General features: G+C 62.7%; 15 protein-coding genes. 8 read left to right on the top strand and 7 right to left on the bottom strand.

Features of this window, described 5'->3' with window-relative positions:
- Positions 1-343: 343 nt before the first annotated feature.
- The 5 genes from DFP86_RS00125 to DFP86_RS00105 all read right to left on the bottom strand — a co-directional run bounded on the left by DFP86_RS00125 (position 344) and on the right by DFP86_RS00105 (position 8132).
- A complete protein-coding gene (locus DFP86_RS00125; RefSeq protein WP_133677974.1) occupies positions 344-610 on the bottom strand; it encodes a PAAR domain-containing protein in 267 nt (88 codons plus the stop codon).
- Positions 610-2136, bottom strand: a complete 1527-nt coding sequence (locus DFP86_RS00120) for a type VI lipase adapter Tla3 domain-containing protein (protein ID WP_166642097.1) — start codon at positions 2134-2136, stop codon at positions 610-612. Before DFP86_RS00120 ends, DFP86_RS00125 begins: the two co-directional genes overlap by 1 nt.
- Positions 2137-2261: 125 nt before the next feature.
- Positions 2262-4253: a T6SS effector phospholipase Tle3 domain-containing protein gene (locus DFP86_RS00115; RefSeq protein ID WP_133677972.1), complete on the bottom strand. Its 1992-nt coding sequence runs from the start codon at positions 4251-4253 to the stop codon at positions 2262-2264.
- 14 nt (positions 4254-4267) lie between these two features.
- Positions 4268-6955: a type VI secretion system Vgr family protein gene (locus DFP86_RS00110; protein WP_133677971.1), complete on the bottom strand. Its 2688-nt coding sequence runs from the start codon at positions 6953-6955 to the stop codon at positions 4268-4270.
- A gap of 184 nt (positions 6956-7139) precedes the next feature.
- On the bottom strand, positions 7140-8132 hold the full coding sequence (locus DFP86_RS00105; RefSeq protein WP_133677970.1) for an asparaginase: 993 nt from the start codon (positions 8130-8132) through the stop codon (positions 7140-7142).
- Positions 8133-8318: 186 nt separating this feature from the next.
- Here DFP86_RS00105 and DFP86_RS00100 point away from each other — a divergent pair, with 186 nt between their 5' ends.
- Complete coding sequence (locus DFP86_RS00100) at positions 8319-9620, top strand: tetratricopeptide repeat protein (protein WP_133677969.1); 1302 nt, start codon at positions 8319-8321, stop codon at positions 9618-9620.
- A 14-nt stretch (positions 9621-9634) separates the two neighbouring features.
- On the opposite strand, the gene DFP86_RS00095 is transcribed toward DFP86_RS00100, so the two are convergent.
- Positions 9635-10081 carry a universal stress protein gene (locus DFP86_RS00095; protein WP_243729271.1) on the bottom strand — a complete coding sequence of 149 codons (447 nt, stop codon included), beginning with the start codon at positions 10079-10081 and terminating at the stop codon, positions 9635-9637.
- A 214-nt stretch (positions 10082-10295) separates the two neighbouring features.
- Complete coding sequence (locus DFP86_RS00090) at positions 10296-10772, bottom strand: WbuC family cupin fold metalloprotein (RefSeq protein WP_133677968.1); 477 nt, start codon at positions 10770-10772, stop codon at positions 10296-10298.
- Between the two features lie 179 nt (positions 10773-10951).
- Here DFP86_RS00090 and DFP86_RS00085 point away from each other — a divergent pair, with 179 nt between their 5' ends.
- The 7 genes from DFP86_RS00085 to DFP86_RS00055 are packed head-to-tail and all read left to right on the top strand — an operon-like array spanning position 10952 to position 17896.
- Positions 10952-12547, top strand: a complete 1596-nt coding sequence (locus DFP86_RS00085) for an ArnT family glycosyltransferase (protein WP_166642096.1) — start codon at positions 10952-10954, stop codon at positions 12545-12547.
- Positions 12544-12915 (top strand): SMR family transporter, encoded by a 372-nt coding sequence (locus DFP86_RS00080; protein ID WP_133677966.1) that lies wholly within the window; start codon positions 12544-12546, stop codon positions 12913-12915. Before DFP86_RS00085 ends, DFP86_RS00080 begins: the two co-directional genes overlap by 4 nt.
- A 14-nt stretch (positions 12916-12929) precedes the next feature.
- Positions 12930-14054 (top strand): DegT/DnrJ/EryC1/StrS family aminotransferase, encoded by a 1125-nt coding sequence (locus tag DFP86_RS00075; protein WP_133677965.1) that lies wholly within the window; start codon positions 12930-12932, stop codon positions 14052-14054.
- 6 nt (positions 14055-14060) lie between these two features.
- Positions 14061-15002, top strand: coding sequence for a glycosyltransferase (locus tag DFP86_RS00070; protein ID WP_133677964.1), 942 nt, complete (start codon positions 14061-14063; stop codon positions 15000-15002).
- Complete coding sequence (locus DFP86_RS00065; RefSeq protein ID WP_133677963.1) at positions 14999-15928, top strand: formyltransferase; 930 nt, start codon at positions 14999-15001, stop codon at positions 15926-15928. Before DFP86_RS00070 ends, DFP86_RS00065 begins: the two co-directional genes overlap by 4 nt.
- A gap of 21 nt (positions 15929-15949) precedes the next feature.
- Entirely contained in the window at positions 15950-16993 is a 1044-nt protein-coding gene (locus DFP86_RS00060; protein WP_133677962.1) for a bifunctional UDP-4-keto-pentose/UDP-xylose synthase, read from the top strand.
- Between the two features lie 3 nt (positions 16994-16996).
- The gene (locus tag DFP86_RS00055; protein ID WP_133677961.1) at positions 16997-17896 is read left to right on the top strand and encodes a polysaccharide deacetylase family protein; all 900 of its coding nucleotides are present in this window, start codon (positions 16997-16999) and stop codon (positions 17894-17896) included.
- Position 17897: the final 1 nt, after the last annotated feature.

Raw genomic sequence — 17897 nt, 5'->3', positions numbered from 1 at the left:
GCTTTTTTACAACCGCTCATTTTTTAGGCAACACAAACAGGTTTTCCACGATGGCCGTGGAAAGCGTTGTGAGCCGATTGTGGACAAGCGCCGTAAGTGATTGAGCCGACTACCGAATGCGATGACTGCTGAAAAAACAGGCAAACCCGGCGTCGAAGACCGCCCTACCGCACCGCAAAGCGGCCGACTGGCCCGCTACACTGTTTTCCACGCCGAGCGTGGAAAGGACTGTGGGCCGACTGTGGACAAGACGGGCAAGCTCTTGATAGCAAGGGAAGATTGACGCGTCGATCAAAAAATAGGCAACGTCTCGTTGAGCGCTTCTGCCGGTGGCCCCGGCGGCTCACTCCTTGCTGCAGGGCGCACCGCCGCCCAACAAGGTAGCGCCGCAGCTGGTCTTGCAGCCGGCGTAGGCCACCGGGAGGCCGTCCAGAGTGTCGTCGGGGTCGCCCTCGGCGATCACGCAGTCGTCGTGGCCTTCGATGGGGCAGGAGCACGGCGTGCCCAGCACGGCGACACGCAGACCGTCGATGGTGGCCAGCGTGCTGCCGCCCAATACCTTGCCGCCATGGCTGGTAGCGCAGCCTTCGGTGATGACTTGCCGGGCCATTACTGCACCCGCCTTTCCACGAACGGGTCGTAGGGTTTGGCTGGATCCGGCGCCTTGCCGCCATTGTAGCTGTTGGGCTTGTTGCCGGCTTTTTCGGCATCCGACGGCGGCGACACCATGATGATGCTGGCGCGGCCATCCTGTCGGAGATGCACGGTGGCGGACACGCCGCCGTCGCGATAGCTCTTCATCGTCGCCAGGCCGAGCATGACGAACGGCGAGGACGCGCCGGTGTCCGCCACGCGACGCGTCAGGTTGTAGCTGGTTTGGGCATCGGCGAAATCCAGCGCATGCGGCGTGGTGCGCAGCGCCATGGCGCTGCTGAACGGAACGATGCGACGGTCGTCGCGGCCGATATCGTAGAACAACCACTTGGGCGCCTGCCCATCCGGCAACGTGGCCAAGGCCTGCCGCCAGCCTTCGACCATCGCGTCGGTCTGCTGGTGGCGGTCTCCCTGCAGGCTGACCTCGACCGGGCGATGCAGATAGCCCAACAGCGGCGCGCGGTCGTATTCGTCTTGCAATTGCCACTTGGTCCAGCGCACCGGAATCCACGGCGTCGGTTTAAACCCCGACTTTCCGCCATCCCAAAACGGCAGGTATTGCCCCTGGCCGGCATTGGGGTCCACCTCCTCGATCAGGGTCTTAACCTGCTCGTTCCAGTAGGTGGTGGGCATAACGGTGTAGGCTTTGGGAGATTTCTCGTAAACCTCCTCGGCATCGAAGTAAAAATTCCACAGCTTGATTACGTCATATCGTTTGTCGTGGTAGTTGAGCTTGTACGGCACCTCCACCGCGTAGGGGCGAATGAACTGGTCGACGCGGTCGGTGCGCGTCACCAGCAGCGCCGCCATGCTGTCCGGCATGGTGGGAACGAAGCGGGCGTCTTTACCCCCTAGATAGTCTTCTTGGCTGTCGGTACTCAAGAGCAAGGCGGCCGGCAAGGTGGGGTTGTCGTCGAAGAAGCGGAACAACTGTTGAACCAGCACATCGCCGCCGTCGCCTTGGTGCGATGCCAGGCCGGTGAACATATGAATGCCCAGCCCGGAGCCATGCTGCGCCTTCAGAATTTGATTGATACCCCAGCCGCGGCCATCGGTCACCAGTACGGGAATCGGCCAGCGCTCGACCCACAGCCGCAAGGCATTCTCTAGCGTTTTGTTGAAACGCTGGGTATTGACGATGCGTCGTGCCCGCGCCTCCCACTGGTAGCTGTTCGGATCCCGATCCAGGATGTTTTGCCAAGGGTTATCGATCTCGTCGAGACGCTGCCATAGCTTCATCTGGCGATAGCGATCCACCGTCACCGCGAGGCTACGGATTTCCAGCGTGAACTGCTGCTGCGCCTTGGCGTCGGCGACCCCCTTGGCGACCAGGGCATGTTGCTCGGCCTCAAGCGCCAACTGCTGCTGTTGCCGAGCCGTGGCCACGTTGAGCGTCGCGCTGGCCAGCGCCCACTGGCCGCCGAATAGCGTCAACACCAGCAGTAAAGGCGGCAGCAGCCACCAGGCGAGACGCTGTGACATTGGCGTGGGCTCCGTGATCAGGGACGCAGGGCAGATGATAGTTTCGACCACTACCATCCACATGGCCAGACAGCCTAACAGAACCAACAGCCAGGGCCAAAGGCGCGGGCGAACGGCGCCGTGCATCATGCGCGGCCTCCTTGCGATCGTTGCGCCCGGGTCTGACTGACGATCGGCGCTGGCGGCGTCGTCGGCACCAAGTGGCCGGGGAACACGCCCTCCTGGTAGTACTTGGCGGTGGCTTCCACCAATTCCCGCACAAGCGGATCAAGTTGGTCGTATTTCACCATTCCTTCCTTTTCTTTGTCCCAATCGGTACGCCAATCAGCCATCGCTTGCAACAACTTCAGCCAGAACGGGTTATCGATGCTCCAGGCCTGACCGATGGCCACGTCCATGGCCGTCACCCAACGGTGATGCTCCGGGTTGGCGACGATGGACGAGTGGTAGGAATTTTTGAAGGTTTCCGTGTTCTGGTAGTGCTGGCGCGCCAGCCGGCCGGCTTGTTCCTGGTCGCCGGCCGCCGCCGCGGCTTTGGCTTCCTCGGTGGGCAGGCCGCCCTTGACCAACGCGTCGCAGGCATCGATCGGGTCGGCGTTTTGCTGGCCGATATAACCCGGTCCCTCGGCGCTCATGAGCTTTTCCATATTGCCGGGCATGGCCGCGCCGCTGTCCTCGCCGTAGTGCAAATCGGGGCGGAAAGGCGGGTTGAGCGCCTCGCCAGTGATCTGCACCTGCTCGTTCGGGTCGAGGGCGACGCTGGACAAGGTGTCGATGAAATCGCCGCCGTCGTATTCCGGCTCCCCCGACTCGCGCGGCGTGTAGAGGCCCGGGGCCGCGCCCACCAGCGTGGGCTGGCCGCCGCGGTGGCGCCAGCTCCACACCCGCTGCAGGAAGCGCGGCCCCAACTTGCCGAGCAAGGGGATCGGCTGCGCGGCACGGTGCCGCGCCTCATGTTTATGCACCGGCGTGCCATTGACCGCCTGCGGCACGCCCAGCGTGCCGATGCCCTGCACATTGGCCAGCCCCACCGTGCGATCCTGCGGACAGAAGTACAAATACACCTTGCCGCGATTGTCGCGCTCGGGAAACGCAATGCCCTGCGCCGGGTCGGCCAGGTTGTGGTAACTGTCGCCGGCGAGATTGGCGCTGTCGACCCACGGGCGGCGCCCCTGGCTTGGCGTCCAGGCGCGGCCAGTGCGGCCGAGCGAACATTCGCGCTCTTCCAGGATGCGCAGCTCCGGCAGCGGATGCGGCTGGTCGGTGATCAGCTTCACCAGGTTGATCAGCGTTTCCACCCGCGCTTGGGAGGTCTGCTGTTCATGGCCGCTTTGCGTGGCGTAGTCGAGCCAGGGCTCATGAATGCCATAAGGCGGATGGTTCATGATCAGGCAATCGGCGTAGCCGTCGGCGCCGCCGTCCTGGTGCAGAAAGGCCTGTGCGCACAAGGACACCAGGCAGCCCTGGCTATGCGCCACCAGGGTGATGGTCTCGTTGCGGCTGATCCGGCGAACTTGCCGGATCAACGCCGCCAGCCGCTTGGCGGCCAGCGCCATGTAGCGCCGGTCCGGGCATTGCTTCAGGCTGTGCACGCTATCCGCGCCCTGGTCCGCCAGCCAGGTGAAGAAGCCGCCCTTGAAACGGCCGCCGAACATATCCGGGATATTGCTGGTGGCATTGGCGAACATGCCGCCCATTTTGGCGAAACGCGCATCGAGGCGGTTGCCAAATTCGTCTACGTTCTGGCCATAGACCTGCTCTTTACCTCTTTCCCTTTTGCCCGCCCGATAACCCCAATGGAAATGGATCACCGGACTGTTGGTGCGGTCGTTGGCGACGCGCTGGTAGAAGATCGCGTCCGGGTCGTCCACCGCCTCGTCGCCCTCCTTGGGAAGGCGGAAGTCGTTGGGGAACAGATCCGGGCGATCCAGCCGGTCATTGAGGCCGGCACACAACCCGGCATCCAGCGCCGGGTAGCTGACGCCGACGTCGTTGACGCCGTGCACCAGGATGATCACGCCGGCGTGGTTGCGCTTCACCTCCACCGGGTGGTTCTTGTATCGGTTGGGCAGCAGCAAGGCCGAGGCCTCGCCGACGTAGTAAACGTCTTCGCTCATGGTTGCGCTCCTGGTCAGTTTTGTTTGGGCAGGATGCGTGCCCGGGCCACTTGCATCGCCTGGTCTTGCAGCAGGTCGGCTTGGCCCTTGTCATCGGTGGTGCCCTTGAGCACGCTGCCGTCCTTCAGCGTGATTTCGTAGTCGCGGTTAGCCGCCAGATCGGGTTGTACCGCGCCGCCGCCGGGATAGTGCAGCTGGAATTTCTGGTCGGTCGGCCCGGCGGCGAAGTTAGGCGACGGCACGCTGTCGCCGGCCGGCCCGCTCATATGCTTGGCGTTGGCTTGCTGGAAGATTTTTCCCGGGGTGCCGAGCGTGATGTTGCCGTCGAGCTTGATGAAAGAGCCGGCGTTGGAAACCAGCCGAATGGTGGGGGCATGCACCAGCACCTCGCCATTGACCACCGACAGCCGGATGTTTTGCTCGGCCTCCGCCGTCAGGCTGTTGTGTTGGGCCTGCAGCAACATCGGCCCCTGGTGCGCGATCAGCCGCATATCGCCGGACTGGGCGAACAGGCTGATACCGTTGCCGGCCTGTACGCTGTACTGCTCGCCGGCACTGCACTGCAGGTGTTTCTTGGCGGCCAGGTCGTAATTGAGACCGGCATAGCCGACGATGCCGGCCGGCGTGCTGTAGCTGAGGCCGCCTTGCGCGGCCAGGCTCATCAGCGGGGCCCCGCCGCCGCTTTGCTTCGGCGCGGTATTGCTGCCGTGTTCCCAGGCCTTGAGCTGTGCGATCAGCGCTTGCTGCACGGAACGATCCAGCGGTAGCGCCTGATGCTGGGCGGCGTAGTCGCCAAAAGCCTGGAACAGCTCGGCGCACTGATCGAGCAGTTCCAGCGTCTCCTCGCGCGCCAACTGGTTCTGGCTGGCCTGCAACCGGGCATACGTGGTGAGCAGCACCCCTTGCGCGGCGCGCAAGGCGAGGCTGGCGTCGGTGCGTAGTTCCGCGCCTTCGCCGCGCGCTTCTGCCTTGCCGTCTTGGCGCGGGTGGGTGAGGAAGCCCAGGTTGAGTTGCGTTTTGGCGTGCTCGCTGCTGAACTTGGCGCGCACTTCGCCGGGCGTATCGTCGAACAGCCATTCGTTGTACTGACTACCCTGGTGCTCTTTGCTCTTGATGCCGGACAGCGTCTTGTTGGCCGGCAAACGGCCGACGCCGCTAAAGCCGGGCGTCGGGTGGCTGCCGTTATAGAGCACGCCGATGATCACCGGACGATCGATATCGTTTTCGATAAAGTCGACCAAGACTTCCTGACCGACTCTGGGTAAAAATTGATGGCCGAAACCCGCGCCGGCGGATGGCATGGCCATGCGCAGCCAGCAGGAGGACTTGTCGTCCAGATCGGCCGGGCTTTCCCCTTGCCGTTGCCAATGAAATTGCACTTTGAGGCGTCCGAACCGATCGGTATAAACCTCTTGTTCGGCGGGGCCGACCACCGTCGCCGTTTGCGAGCCAAGGCTGGTGGGTTTGGCATGCTTGCTATCGGCGTAAGGCGGCGTCAGCCGGATACCGCGGCGCTGGGCCTGGAATTGCGTATGGAACGGGACCTGGGCGGTTCGATCGCCCATGCCGGCGATTTGCGCCAAATCGGTGGGCAGGTTGTTGCGCGCGGTAAAACTTTGCTGCGTCACCACGAATTCTCGCTGCTCGCGGCGATCCTGCTCATGCGCCGGGTGGTCGTCGAGGCGAAAGATCTGGCCGGCGGCGAGGCCGCGCACCGGGCCCGAACCTTGGAACGCTTTGGCCTGCAAATCGTGCGCCTGTTGACGTAGCTGGGCGTAACGGGCCAGTTGCTCGATATCGCCAGCGTAATGCAAGCCGGGGCTATCGTAGTCCTGCAAGCTGGCTTGCAACGCCGCGCCGCTTCGACCTTGCTCGATGCGACTGTCGTCGCCGGCATGCCGGGTAGACACCGGCTGGTAATCGAATGAGGCCAACGCCACGCTGCCGGGCACGATCTGGCGCGAGGCTTGCCAGTCGGTCAGGCCGTCCTCCGCTTCGGTCGCGTCGGCGCGATGGTATCGAACACGGCAAACCGCGGCTTCGGGCAAGTTGAACGAATCGTCGAAGACCACCAGCTTGACCTGCGGGATGGTACCGGGCGACGAGCCGCTTGCGTCGTCGCTATGGTCAAAGCGCCAGGCGTAGCCCTCTTCGCTTAACAGGCGTTCGACGAAATCGAAATCGCTTTCTCGATATTGGAGGCAGTAACGCCGAGGGCGCGCGTCGCGCACGTGTAGGTCCAAGGTCTGAACCCGCGCGAAGACGGCATTGGCAGCGGCATGTTCCGCGAAGATTTTTTTGACGATGTCCGGCACCGAGACATCTTGAAACACGCGGCTGGTTTTACGGTGCCGGAGCAGGGAAAACGGGCTTTCCACCGTCAGGGCATAGCGAGCGAAACCGCCATCGGATCCTAGCAATTCCACTTTGGACACCACGCCGCAGCGCACCGTCTCGACACCGTCCGCCCCGGCGATGCCGAACCGCGCCGGCAGACCTAACAGTGTTTTCAACTCGATGGCGCAATCCGGAGACAAACAGGTGAGCCGGTAGCGATACGCCCGGGAAACGCCTTCTTCCCCGACAACCTCCAAGGGCAGCAGCTGCTCGGCGGAAAAACTGTCGGCAAGCGCCAGCGAGAGCGCACGGCTTTCCTGATTGAAAGCGGTGGCGAAGCTGGCCAAGAGCGAAGTGATGTCCATGAAAGCTCGCGCTTTTGAAAGTGGAAGAGCGAGCAATACTATTTAATAGTTACAGGTGATTCAACTAATCGATTTAAATTACAAGATATCCTTAAATGGCCGAATAGATAGTCTGCCGAGGGCTTTGGCGCCTATGCGGCCATTACGGAACCTGTCCAAAAGGACAGGTTCGCCGTGTCGAAAGTCAGCTCGCCTCGCCGACCCAATCCCGCGTCAACGCACTGCGCTTATCCGCCAGGCTCCCGGCTTGCTCCGAGACCCAGAGCAACTTGGCCAAAGCGGCCTCCGGCGTCAGATCGCCGCCCGGGATCGCCCCTGCACGCACCAGCGGTTGGCTGGCGGCATAGGCGCCCGGCTCCACCGCGCCGCACACCGCTTGGGTGATGTTCAACACCAGCATGCCGCGCGCGCAGGCCGCCGCCACCCCCGACAGCAAGCCTTCGTCGGCCGGCGTATTGCCGTTGCCATAGCTCATCAGTACGGCGCCGTCCAACGACGCGTTCGACAGCGTCGCGCCGATCAAGCCCGCGCCCACGCCCGGCGTCAGGAAAAAGACCGCCACCTTGCCGTTAAGCCGCGGCGATTGCGGCGCCATCGCATCGGCGGCCACGCGCCAACGTTCGCGATACCATGTCGGCGCAATGCCGAACTCGGCCAACGGCGGGCAATTGGGGCTATCGAAACCATGAAAGCCGGCGGCATCGACTTTGCGCGCGCGACAACCGCGCAACATCACCCGGTCGAACACCACCACCACCTCTTGCAAATCAGGCTGACAGGCCGCCTCGATGGCGTCGGCCAAATTGCTCCAGCCATCGCTACGCGGCCGGATCAGCGGCAGTTGCGAGCCGGTCACCACCACCGGCTTGCCCAAACCCTGCAAGGCGAAAGCCAGCACCGAGGCGGTGTAGGCCATGGTGTCGGTTCCGTGCACCACGATAAAACCGTCGTACCGGTCGCGACGGCCGACAATATCGTCGACTATCTGCCGCCAGTGAGCCGGCGTGATGTCGGAGGAATCGATCAGTTGCGGATATTCGATCACCTCCAATTGGCAATGCGAATCTTGTAGGCGTTCGATCAGGCGCGGCAGCAGGCCGGGTTCGGGCGCCAGCCCCTCGGCCGTATCGGCCATTCCGATGGTGCCGCCGGTATACAACATCAAAATGCGAGGCATATTCCACTCCACATTAATAATGTCGTGATGGTAGCGCATTGACACCGCGCGTGGGGACACTGCCCAAGGGGGAATGGGGGGTGAAGACACAAAAGCGTGCGTAACAGAGTAGCGCAATTTATAACTTGTATTTTAAGATAAACAAATACTACATACTGCTAGCAGAGCGGGTATCGGAGAGATGGCATGCAAATTGATCAGCAACAGGCAGAAGCGGAACTGGCACAGGCACGTTCGGCATTAGAGCGAAACGATGTGCCGCAGGCTGAGGCGCTGTGCACGCAGTTGCTGGCCCGCGCGCCAGAATTCGCGCCGGCCTTGCATCTAGGCAGTCTGCTGCTGTTCCGGCAAGGCGAAATGCTGGGCGCCATCGAGCGCATGATGCATGCCATCGAACTCGACCCGGCCCGCGCCGACTGGCTCAACGACCTGGGTAACCTGCTGGCGGCCCACGGCCAGCCCGAACAGGCGGTGCGCTTTTTCCAACATGCGCTGCTGCTCAACCCGGAAAACGCGCAGGTATGGAACAACTTGGGCGCCATGCGCGAGAAGCTCGGGGAAACCGAATTGGCGGGCGAAGCTTTCGAGCACGCCGTGGCACTCGATGAAACCCTGGTGGATGCCTGGGCCAACTACGCCAACTGGCTGACCGGCCAAGGCCGCGAACAGGACGCCGCCGAATGCGTGCTGCGCGCTTTCGTCGCCGCGCCGGCCGACGGCCAACCACTGGTGATGCGCGGCATGGCGCTGGCTCGTCTCGGCCGCCAGGCGGATGCCGCCGAGTGCTATCGCCAACATCTGGCAGCCAACCCGGAAGACCCGACCGCGCTGCACCTCTACCACGCCTGCCTGCGCGACCAAGTGCCGACTCGCGCTTCGAATGCTTATATCGAAGCCAAGTACGACGACTATGCCGAGACCTTCGACAGCCATCAGGCCGAACTGGGCTATCGCGGCCATCACATTGTCGCCGGCGCGGTGGCCGTGGCCTGCGGCCAAGGGCTACGCGCGCTGGATCTCGGTTGCGGCACCGGCCTGGTCGGCAACCTGATCGCCGGCCAATGCGTCAGCCTCACCGGTATCGACCTGTCGGATAAGATGCTGGCGCACGCCCAGGCAACCGGCCGCTACCATCAATTGCAGCGCGCAGAAATCATCGACTGGCTAAGCGCCCATCCCGCGCAATACGACCTGATCACCGCCGCCGACTTGTTGATCTATTTCGGCGACCTGACCCCCTTCTTGCAGCAGACCTACAGCGCCCTGCGTCCTGGCGGCCGTCTAGTCATGACGTTGGAAGCACTGGCCGATTCGGCCCAAGAATACGAAATCCAGCCGACCGGCCGTTTCCGTCATGGCGAACACTACGCGGATACATTGCTGAGCCGGCAGGGTTTCGATCAGATCGACATCATTCCGGAAACGCTGCGGGTGGAAGGCGGCGCACCCGTCGCCTGCTGGCTGGTGACGGCACGCCGACCGGCTTGAAGACGACGAGGGGCTCAATCCCCTCGCACTAGCAGAATCGGCAGATCCGCCTGGCGCAGCACGCCCTCGGCCACGCTGCCCAGCAGCAGATGCATGATGCCGCTGCGACCATGCGTCCCCATGATGATCACATCGGCCGCCACGTTGTTGGCGGCCGTCAACAATACCTGAGCAATCGGGTCTCCGCGGTTTTGCAACAGCAGTGTTTCCGACGCCACGCCGGCGGCTTGGACGCGCGCCTTGGCGGCCTCAAGCAGGCTGTTGCCGCTCTCCAGCAGCGGCTGCTCCAACGCGGCGCTGTCGAGTATCTCGGGATTGCCTCGGCCATAAGTCGGCGTGTCGATGCTGTGGGCGATGATCAAGGTGGCGGAGAGCGACTTGGCGAGCCGGATGGCCTCGGACAGTGCCAGGTCGGAAGGGGTGCTGTTGTCGATTGGAACGAATATGCGCTGGTACAGCATGGCAAACTCCTGTTAGTCGATAAACCACTGTAGACCGCCGCGACGGTGCGGGGTTTGACCAGACTCAAGCATAATGCCAAACGATTAAAAACGCTTTGTCTGCTAAGACACCTGCAGGAACTGTCGCCGTAGGGTGCGTTCGCGAAGCAACGCACCAACCTCACGTGCGCGAAGGCGGGTTGCCTTCGGCGAACCCAGCCTACGGCTACTCCTACTAGCCGGCGAAGCGCTCCCCGGCCTGGGCGCGCGCCAAAAATGCCATCATGGCGGCCACGCCCGGCTCGCCCTCGGCCGGCGACCAGGCGGCGATATCGTCGGCGCCCAAAGGCATATAGGGGCCATGCTTGACCTCGAAAATCACGCTACCGGGCTCGAGCGCGATGACCGAATGCCAACTGCCCGCCGTTTGTTCGCACAGCGCCAAACCCTCGCCGCCAAGGCGGACGCGGCGGCAGACCGAACCGTCATCGTCGAACTGGATCAAGTCGAAAGTCCCGGACAACGGCATCAGCAACTCGAAGGTATGCCGATGACGGTGCGGGCGCACATAGGTACCGGGCTCCATGGCGATCGCCAAGCGCTGAATCGGGTCGGCCAATTCCGCATGGAAATTCTGATGGGCACGCAGACGCGGTGCGGCTGCCGCCTGTGCACTGAGCGCGCTCAAATCGGCGCGTTTCAAGCTCTTCATAAAGACCTCGGTAAATAGATAGGATGTTTGTGCTTTCAAGTCAGCCTAGTTATTATGTCAGACTTTGATGATTCCCCTGTCGATTCGTCCACTACCACGTCGCGCCAACCGCCAACTCAATGACCTATCACTCTTTTGATACGACCTCGACACCGACTCGCCATACTTGGTGTGCATGGGTGGTTTTTGCCGTCATCTGGTTCGGTGCCCTCGGCCATAATGTATTGATTCACTCCGACGAGGGCCGCTACGCCACCTTGTCGCTCGGCATGCTACAAAGCGGCGACTGGCTGTCGCCACGCCTCAACGGCCTACTTTATTTCGAAAAGCCCGTCCTGCCCTATTGGCTTGGCGCGCTCAGTTTCCAATGGTTCGGCATCAACGAATTCGCCGCGCGCCTGTGGCCGGCGCTGGCCGGCTTCTTGTCCATCGGCCTGGTCGGCCTGACCGCCAACCGTCTATGGGGCCGCGAGGCCGGCAACTTGTCGGCCATGGTGATGGGCAGCAGTTGCTGGGTGGTGCTCAACAGCCACTTCCTCAATCTCGATACCGGATTGATGGCCTTCCTGACGCTGTCGCTGTGCAGCTTTCTGCTGGCTCAGCGCGAAGATGCCGGGCAAAGCGCCCGTCGAAGCTGGATGTGGCTGTGCTGGGCCGGCATGGCAGGCGCCACGCTGAGCAAAGGCCTGATCGGTATCGCCATCCCCGGCGCCGTGCTGGTGCTCTATAGCCTGCTATTCCGCCAATTCGCCTTCTGGCGCCGACTGCACCTGGTGTCGGGCCTGATCGTTCTGCTGCTGTTGACCGCCCCCTGGTTTATACAGGTTTCACTGAAGAACCCAGGGTTCGCGCACTTTTTCTTTATCCACGAGCACGTCGAACGTTTCCTGACCACCGAGCACCGCCGCTCCGGGCCGTTCTGGTATTTCGTCCCCTACCTGCTGGTGGGCTTCATGCCCTGGGTCACGCTGCTGCCGCCGATCCTGTCGCAAGGATTGCGTCGCGAGGGACGCGGCCAGATGCAGCCCGACCGCCTGTTGCTGGTCTGGGCGGTATTCGTCTTCCTGTTTTTCAGCAAATCGGGCTCCAAGCTGCCGTCGTACATCCTGCCGATGTTCCCGGCGCTGGCGCTGTTGGCGGGCCACCTGCTGTCGCGCCAACGACCGGCCTGGCTGCTCAAGCATCTGCTAGTGCCGGTGCTGTTCTGGCTGTCGCTGCTGGTGGCGACGTTCTTCGTCCAGCGCTGGGTCTCGCCCGACACTCCGCTTGCCGTGCTGCGGCCGCTGGCCCATTACACGGCGCTCGGCGCCTTGACCTTTTTGCTTGGCGCCGCCTGCGCCTGGCGTTTTCTGGCGCTGGAGCGCCTGACCGCCGCCGTCATTGCCTTGTCGCTGGCGAGCTTGGCGTCGCTGACCTTGATCCAGGTCGGCTACAACCCCTACGCGCAACTGAAGAGCAGCAAGGAAATCGTGGCGATGCTCAAACCGACGCCCGATACCGAGGTGTTCTCGGTCCGCTACTACGATCAGACGCTGCCGTTCTATTTGCATCGCGATGTGGTGCTGGTCGACTACGTCGACGAGTTCGAATTGGGCGAGAAGACCGAACCCACTCGCTGGATTCCCACGCTCGACGGCTTCGCCGTGCGCTGGCGCGCCGCGCACCGGGCGCTGGCCATGATGGCCGGCGACACCTATCAACAACTCAAGGCACAAGGCTTGCCGATGCAGATCGTGTATCAGGACCCGCGCCGGATGGTGGTCGCCAAACCATGAAATTGCTCGAATTCGCCCTGATTTTGCTAGGTGTCCTACTCAATGCCGCGGCCCAGCTCTGCCTGAAAGCCGGCGTACGCCAGATCGGTCACTTCGATTTCTCGCCGGCCAACATCCTGCCGATCGGCTGGAAACTGGCCACCAACCTGCCGATTTTCGGCGGCCTATCCTGCTACGTGGTCAGTGTGGTGGTGTGGATTCTTGCGTTGTCGCGTGTCGAGGTCAGCGTCGCCTACCCGATGCTGTCTATCGGCTACGTGGTCAACGCACTCTTGGCCTGGTGGCTGTTCGGCGAAATGATCACCGCCCAACGGATGGCCGGCATCGCCGTCATCATCATCGGCGTCGTGTTGGTCGCGCGCAGTTAAACCAAGGATCGCTCATGGACTTTCTGCCTTTTACCCGCCCGGATATCGACGAAGCCACCATCGCCGCCGTCGGCGATGTACTGCGCTCGGGCTGGCTCGCCACCGGTCCGCGCTGCCGCGAGTTCGAAGCCCGGCTGTCGTCGTTCGCCGGCGGTCGCCCGGTACGCGTGGTCACCTCCGCGACGGCCGCGCTGGAAATGGCGTTGCAAATCGCCGGCATCGGCCCGGGGGACGAGGTGATCACCACGCCGTTATCCTGGATCGCCACCGCCAACGTCATTCTGGCCGTCGGTGCCACGCCGGTATTCGTCGACGTCGACCCGGCCACGCGCAATATCGACCTCGATCGGATCGAAGCCGCCATCACGCCGCGTACGCGCGCGCTGATGCCGGTCGACCTGGCCGGTTTGCCGGTCGACCGCCAGCGGCTCTATCGCATTGCCGAACAGTACCGCTTGCGCGTTATCGAGGACGCCGCCCAATCGATGGGCGCGAGCTGGAACGGCCAACGTATCGGCCAAGGCGGCGACCTGGTGTCGTTTAGCTTCCATCCGAACAAAAACATGACCAGCGGCGAAGGCGGCTGCTTGGTGATGAACGACGAAGACGAGGCACGGCTGTTCGAAAAGCTGCGTCTGCAAGGCGTCACACGGCTGCCGGACGGCACCATGGATGTCGACGTACTGGGCGGCAAAGCCAACCTCACCGACATCGCCGCCGCCATCGGCTTGGGCCAGCTAGAGCGGCTGGAAGCCTTCAACGCGCGGCGACGCGAGCTGGCGCAACGCTATTTCGAACGACTCGACCCGGCGCTTGGCCTCGAACTGCCGCTGGCCGACTTCGTCAACGGTAACTGGCATATGTTCCAGCCGCTGCTACCGCTCGCGCGCATGCGCATGACGCGCGGCGAATTTATCGAGGCCATGAAGCAGCAGGGCATCGGCATCGGCGTGCACTACCCGGCAATGCATCTGTTCTCGCTATTCAAGGCGCACGGCTTCAAGACGGGCGATTTTCCGATCGCGGAAGATATCGGCGCGCGCACGATCACGCTGCCCTTGTTCCCCGCGATGCGCGACGAAGATATCGACCGGGTGTGCACGGCGCTCTCGCAAGTCATGAAACCTGTACTAAATTAAACCATCATGTCAGACGTCATAAATCTATCGGTTGTTATACCGGTGTACAACGAAGAAGCCGTGCTGGCGGCGCTGTTCGCACGCCTATACCCGGCACTCGACGCCCTGGGCGTGCGCTACGAGATCGTCTTCATCAACGACGGTAGCCGCGACCGTTCGGCCGCCATGCTGGCCGACCAGTTCGAACAACGATCCGATGTCACGCGCGTCGTGCTGTTCAACGGCAACTTTGGCCAACACCGCGCGCTGTTGGCCGGCTTCGAGCATTGCCGCGGCGAGCGCATCGTCACGCTGGACGCCGACTTGCAAAACCCGCCGGAAGACATCGGCGTGCTGCTTGCCAAGATGGACGAAGGCTACGATTACGTCGGCTCGATCCGCCGCAAGCGCAACGACAGCGTGTGGCGCCACGTCGCCTCGAGGCTGATGAACCGCCTGCGCGAACGCATCACCCACATCAAGATGACCGATCAGGGCTGCATGATGCGCGCCTATAGCCGCCGCATCATCGACACCATCAACCAGTGCAACGAACTGCATACCTTCATCCCGGCTCTGGCCTATCAGTTCGCACAAAAGCCGACCGAAGTGGTGGTCGGCCACGAAGAACGCTTCGCCGGCACTTCCAAGTACTCGCTGTACTCGCTGATCCGGCTGAATTTCGACCTGATGACCGGCTTCTCGCTGGTGCCGTTGCAACTGTTCTCGTTCCTGGGCATTTCGGTATCATTGCTGTCTTCGATCCTGGTGATCTACATGGGGGCGCGTCGATTGATCATCGGTCCGGAGGAAGGCGGGTTGTTCACGCTGTTCGCCATCGCCTTCTTGCTGATCGGCATCGCGCTGTTCGGTATCGGACTGTTGGGCGAATACATCGGACGGATCTACCAGGAAGTGCGCAAGCGACCGCGTTACCTGATCAGTGCCGTGTTGGAGAAAAACTCGTGACGCGCGTCGTGGTGTTTGCCTACCACGATGTCGGCGTGCGCTGCCTGAAGACTTTAATCGGCGCAGGCGTCGACGTCGCGCTGGTGATCACGCATCGGGACAATCCGAACGAAACCATCTGGTTCGACAGCGTTGCGGGCGTCGCCGCCCAATACGATATCCCGACCATGACCCCGGACGATCCGAATAGCGACGACGTCGTGGCGCGCGTACGCGCGCTGGCGCCGGATTTTCTGTTCTCGTTCTACTACCGCAAGATGCTGGCGGCCCCGCTGCTATCGACCGCGAGCCGCGGCGCCTACAATATGCACGGTTCCCTGCTGCCGAAATACCGCGGCCGGGTACCGATCAACTGGGCGGTGATCCACGGCGAAACCGAAACCGGCGCCACGCTGCACCAGATGAACGTCAAGCCGGATAACGGCCCGCTGGTCGACCAATTCGCCGTACCGATCCTGCCCGACGACACCGCCGCCGAAGTATTCGACAAAGTGGTGGTCGCCGCCGAGATCGTGCTGGCGCGCAGCCTGCCGCGTCTGATCGACGGCAGCGCCGAATTGACGAAACAAGATCTGAGCCTGGGCGCCTATTTCGGCGGCCGCGGCCCGGAAGATGGCCGCATCGATGGCAAACTGCCGGCGCGCGCGTTGCACGACTTCGTGCGCGCCCTATCCCGGCCCTACCCCGGCGCCTTCGCCGACACGTCGGCTGGCCGGCTGATCCTGTGGAAAACCCGCGTGTTGCAGCCTGCCGGCAGCCAGCCCGCACGGCCCGGCGCCAGCTTGAGCGTGGACGGCGCGCATCTGCGCCTCGACTGCGCCGATGGCGGTGTATTACGCATACTTGATGCAGATCTGGACGAACAAACGCTGGATACAGCAAGATTCGCCGCGTGCTTCGGTGAGCGCGCGACGCTCCCTCTTTAAATTGTGAAACGGTTGAACCCCATGAAAAAAGTTCTCATCCTCGGCGTCAATGGCTTTATCGGCCACCACCTGACCAAGCGCATCATCGAAACCACCGATTGGGAAGTGTACGGCATGGACATGCATGCCGACCGCGTACTCGAGTGGCGCGATCATCCGCGTTTCCATTTCTTCGAAGGCGATATCACCATCAACCGCGAGTGGATCGAATACCACGTCAAGAAGTGCGACGTGGTGCTGCCGCTGGTCGCCATCGCCACCCCGGCCACTTATGTCCAGGCGCCGCTGCGCGTCTTCGAACTCGACTTCGAAGCCAACCTGCCGATCATCAAGTGGTGCGCCAAGTACAAGAAACGCGTGGTGTTCCCCTCCACCTCCGAGGTGTACGGCAAGAGCACCGACGCTGAATTCGACCCGGAAAACTCCGACCTGGTATACGGCCCGATCAACAAGCCGCGCTGGATCTACGCTTGCTCCAAGCAATTGATGGACCGCGTCATCGCCGCCTACGGCCAGCAAGAAGGGCTGGACTACACCCTGTTCCGCCCGTTCAACTGGATCGGCGCCGGCCTGGATAGCATCCACACCCCGAAGGAAGGCTCGAGCCGGGTCATCACCCAGTTCCTCGGCCACATCGTGCGCGGCGAGCCGATTCAATTGGTGGACGGCGGCGCCCAAAAGCGGGCCTTCACCTATATCGACGACGGCATCAGCGCGCTGATGAAAATCATCGAGAACCGCAACGGCAAGGCATCGAGCCAGATCTACAATATCGGCAACCCGACCAACAACTTCTCGATCCGCGACTTGGCCGGCATGATGCTCAAGCTGGCAGCCGAATACCCGGAATACCGCGAGAACGCCACCAAGGTGCAACTCAAGGAAACCACCTCCGGCGCCTACTATGGCAAGGGCTACCAGGACGTGCAAAATCGCGTGCCGAAGATCGCCAACACCATGGCCGACCTCGACTGGGCGCCGACGGTCAGCATGGCCGACGCACTGAAGGGCATCTTCGACTTCTACCGCGATCAAGCCGCCTCGGCGCGCGATCTGGCGGAGTAATCGATGCCCAAGCTGGCCCTCAAGGTCGACGTCGATACCTGGCGCGGCACCCGTGACGGTGTGCCGCGGCTCATCGAACTGTTCAGCCGCCATCAGGCGGGCGCGACCTTTTTGTTCAGCCTGGGGCCGGATCACACCGGCCGCGCCATCCGCCGCGTGTTCCGCAAGGGCTTCCTGCAGAAGGTTTCGCGCACCTCGGTGGTCGAGCACTATGGCATCTGTACCCTGCTATACGGCACCTTGCTGCCCGGCCCGGACATCGGCCGGCGCGAGGCCGCGCTGATGCGCGGCGTTCGCGACGCCGGTTTCGAGGTCGGCATCCATACCTGGGATCACATCAAGTGGCAGGACTTCGTCGCCGGCAAGGATGCGGCCTGGACCGAACGGGAAATGAACCTGGCGGCTCAGCGCTTCACCCAGGTGTTCGGCCAGCCGCCGCGCACGCACGGCGCCGCCGGTTGGCAGATGAACCACGCCGCCTACGCGCACGAAGCGGCGCTCCAACTCGACTATGCCTCGGATTGCCGCGGGACGCAGCCGTTTCAGCCGGTCGACGAACAGGGTCGCTTGCTGGGGGTACCGCAACTGCCCACCACGCTGCCGACGCTGGACGAACTGATCGGCCTGGACGGGTTGACCGCCGACAACGTGCACCGCGTGCTGTTGGATCAGACGGCGAATAAGCCCGACTGCGGACATGTCTACACCTTGCATGCCGAACTCGAGGGGCTGCGCTTACTCGACACGCTGGATCGACTGCTGAGCGGTTGGAAGCAGCAGGGCTACCAACTGGTCTCCTGCGCCGAACTGTTTCGCACGCTCGACCCGGCGACCTTGCCGCGCTGTCCGGTGCGCATGGGCGAAATTCCCGGCCGTAGCGGCACGCTGGCCTTGCAGGGGTAAG

Source organism: Paludibacterium purpuratum, assembly GCF_004363805.1.
Classification (GTDB): Bacteria; Pseudomonadota; Gammaproteobacteria; order Burkholderiales; family Chromobacteriaceae; genus Paludibacterium; species Paludibacterium purpuratum.
Note: the sequence above shows the minus strand (reverse complement) of the source record. Positions and strands in the feature narration are given on the sequence as shown.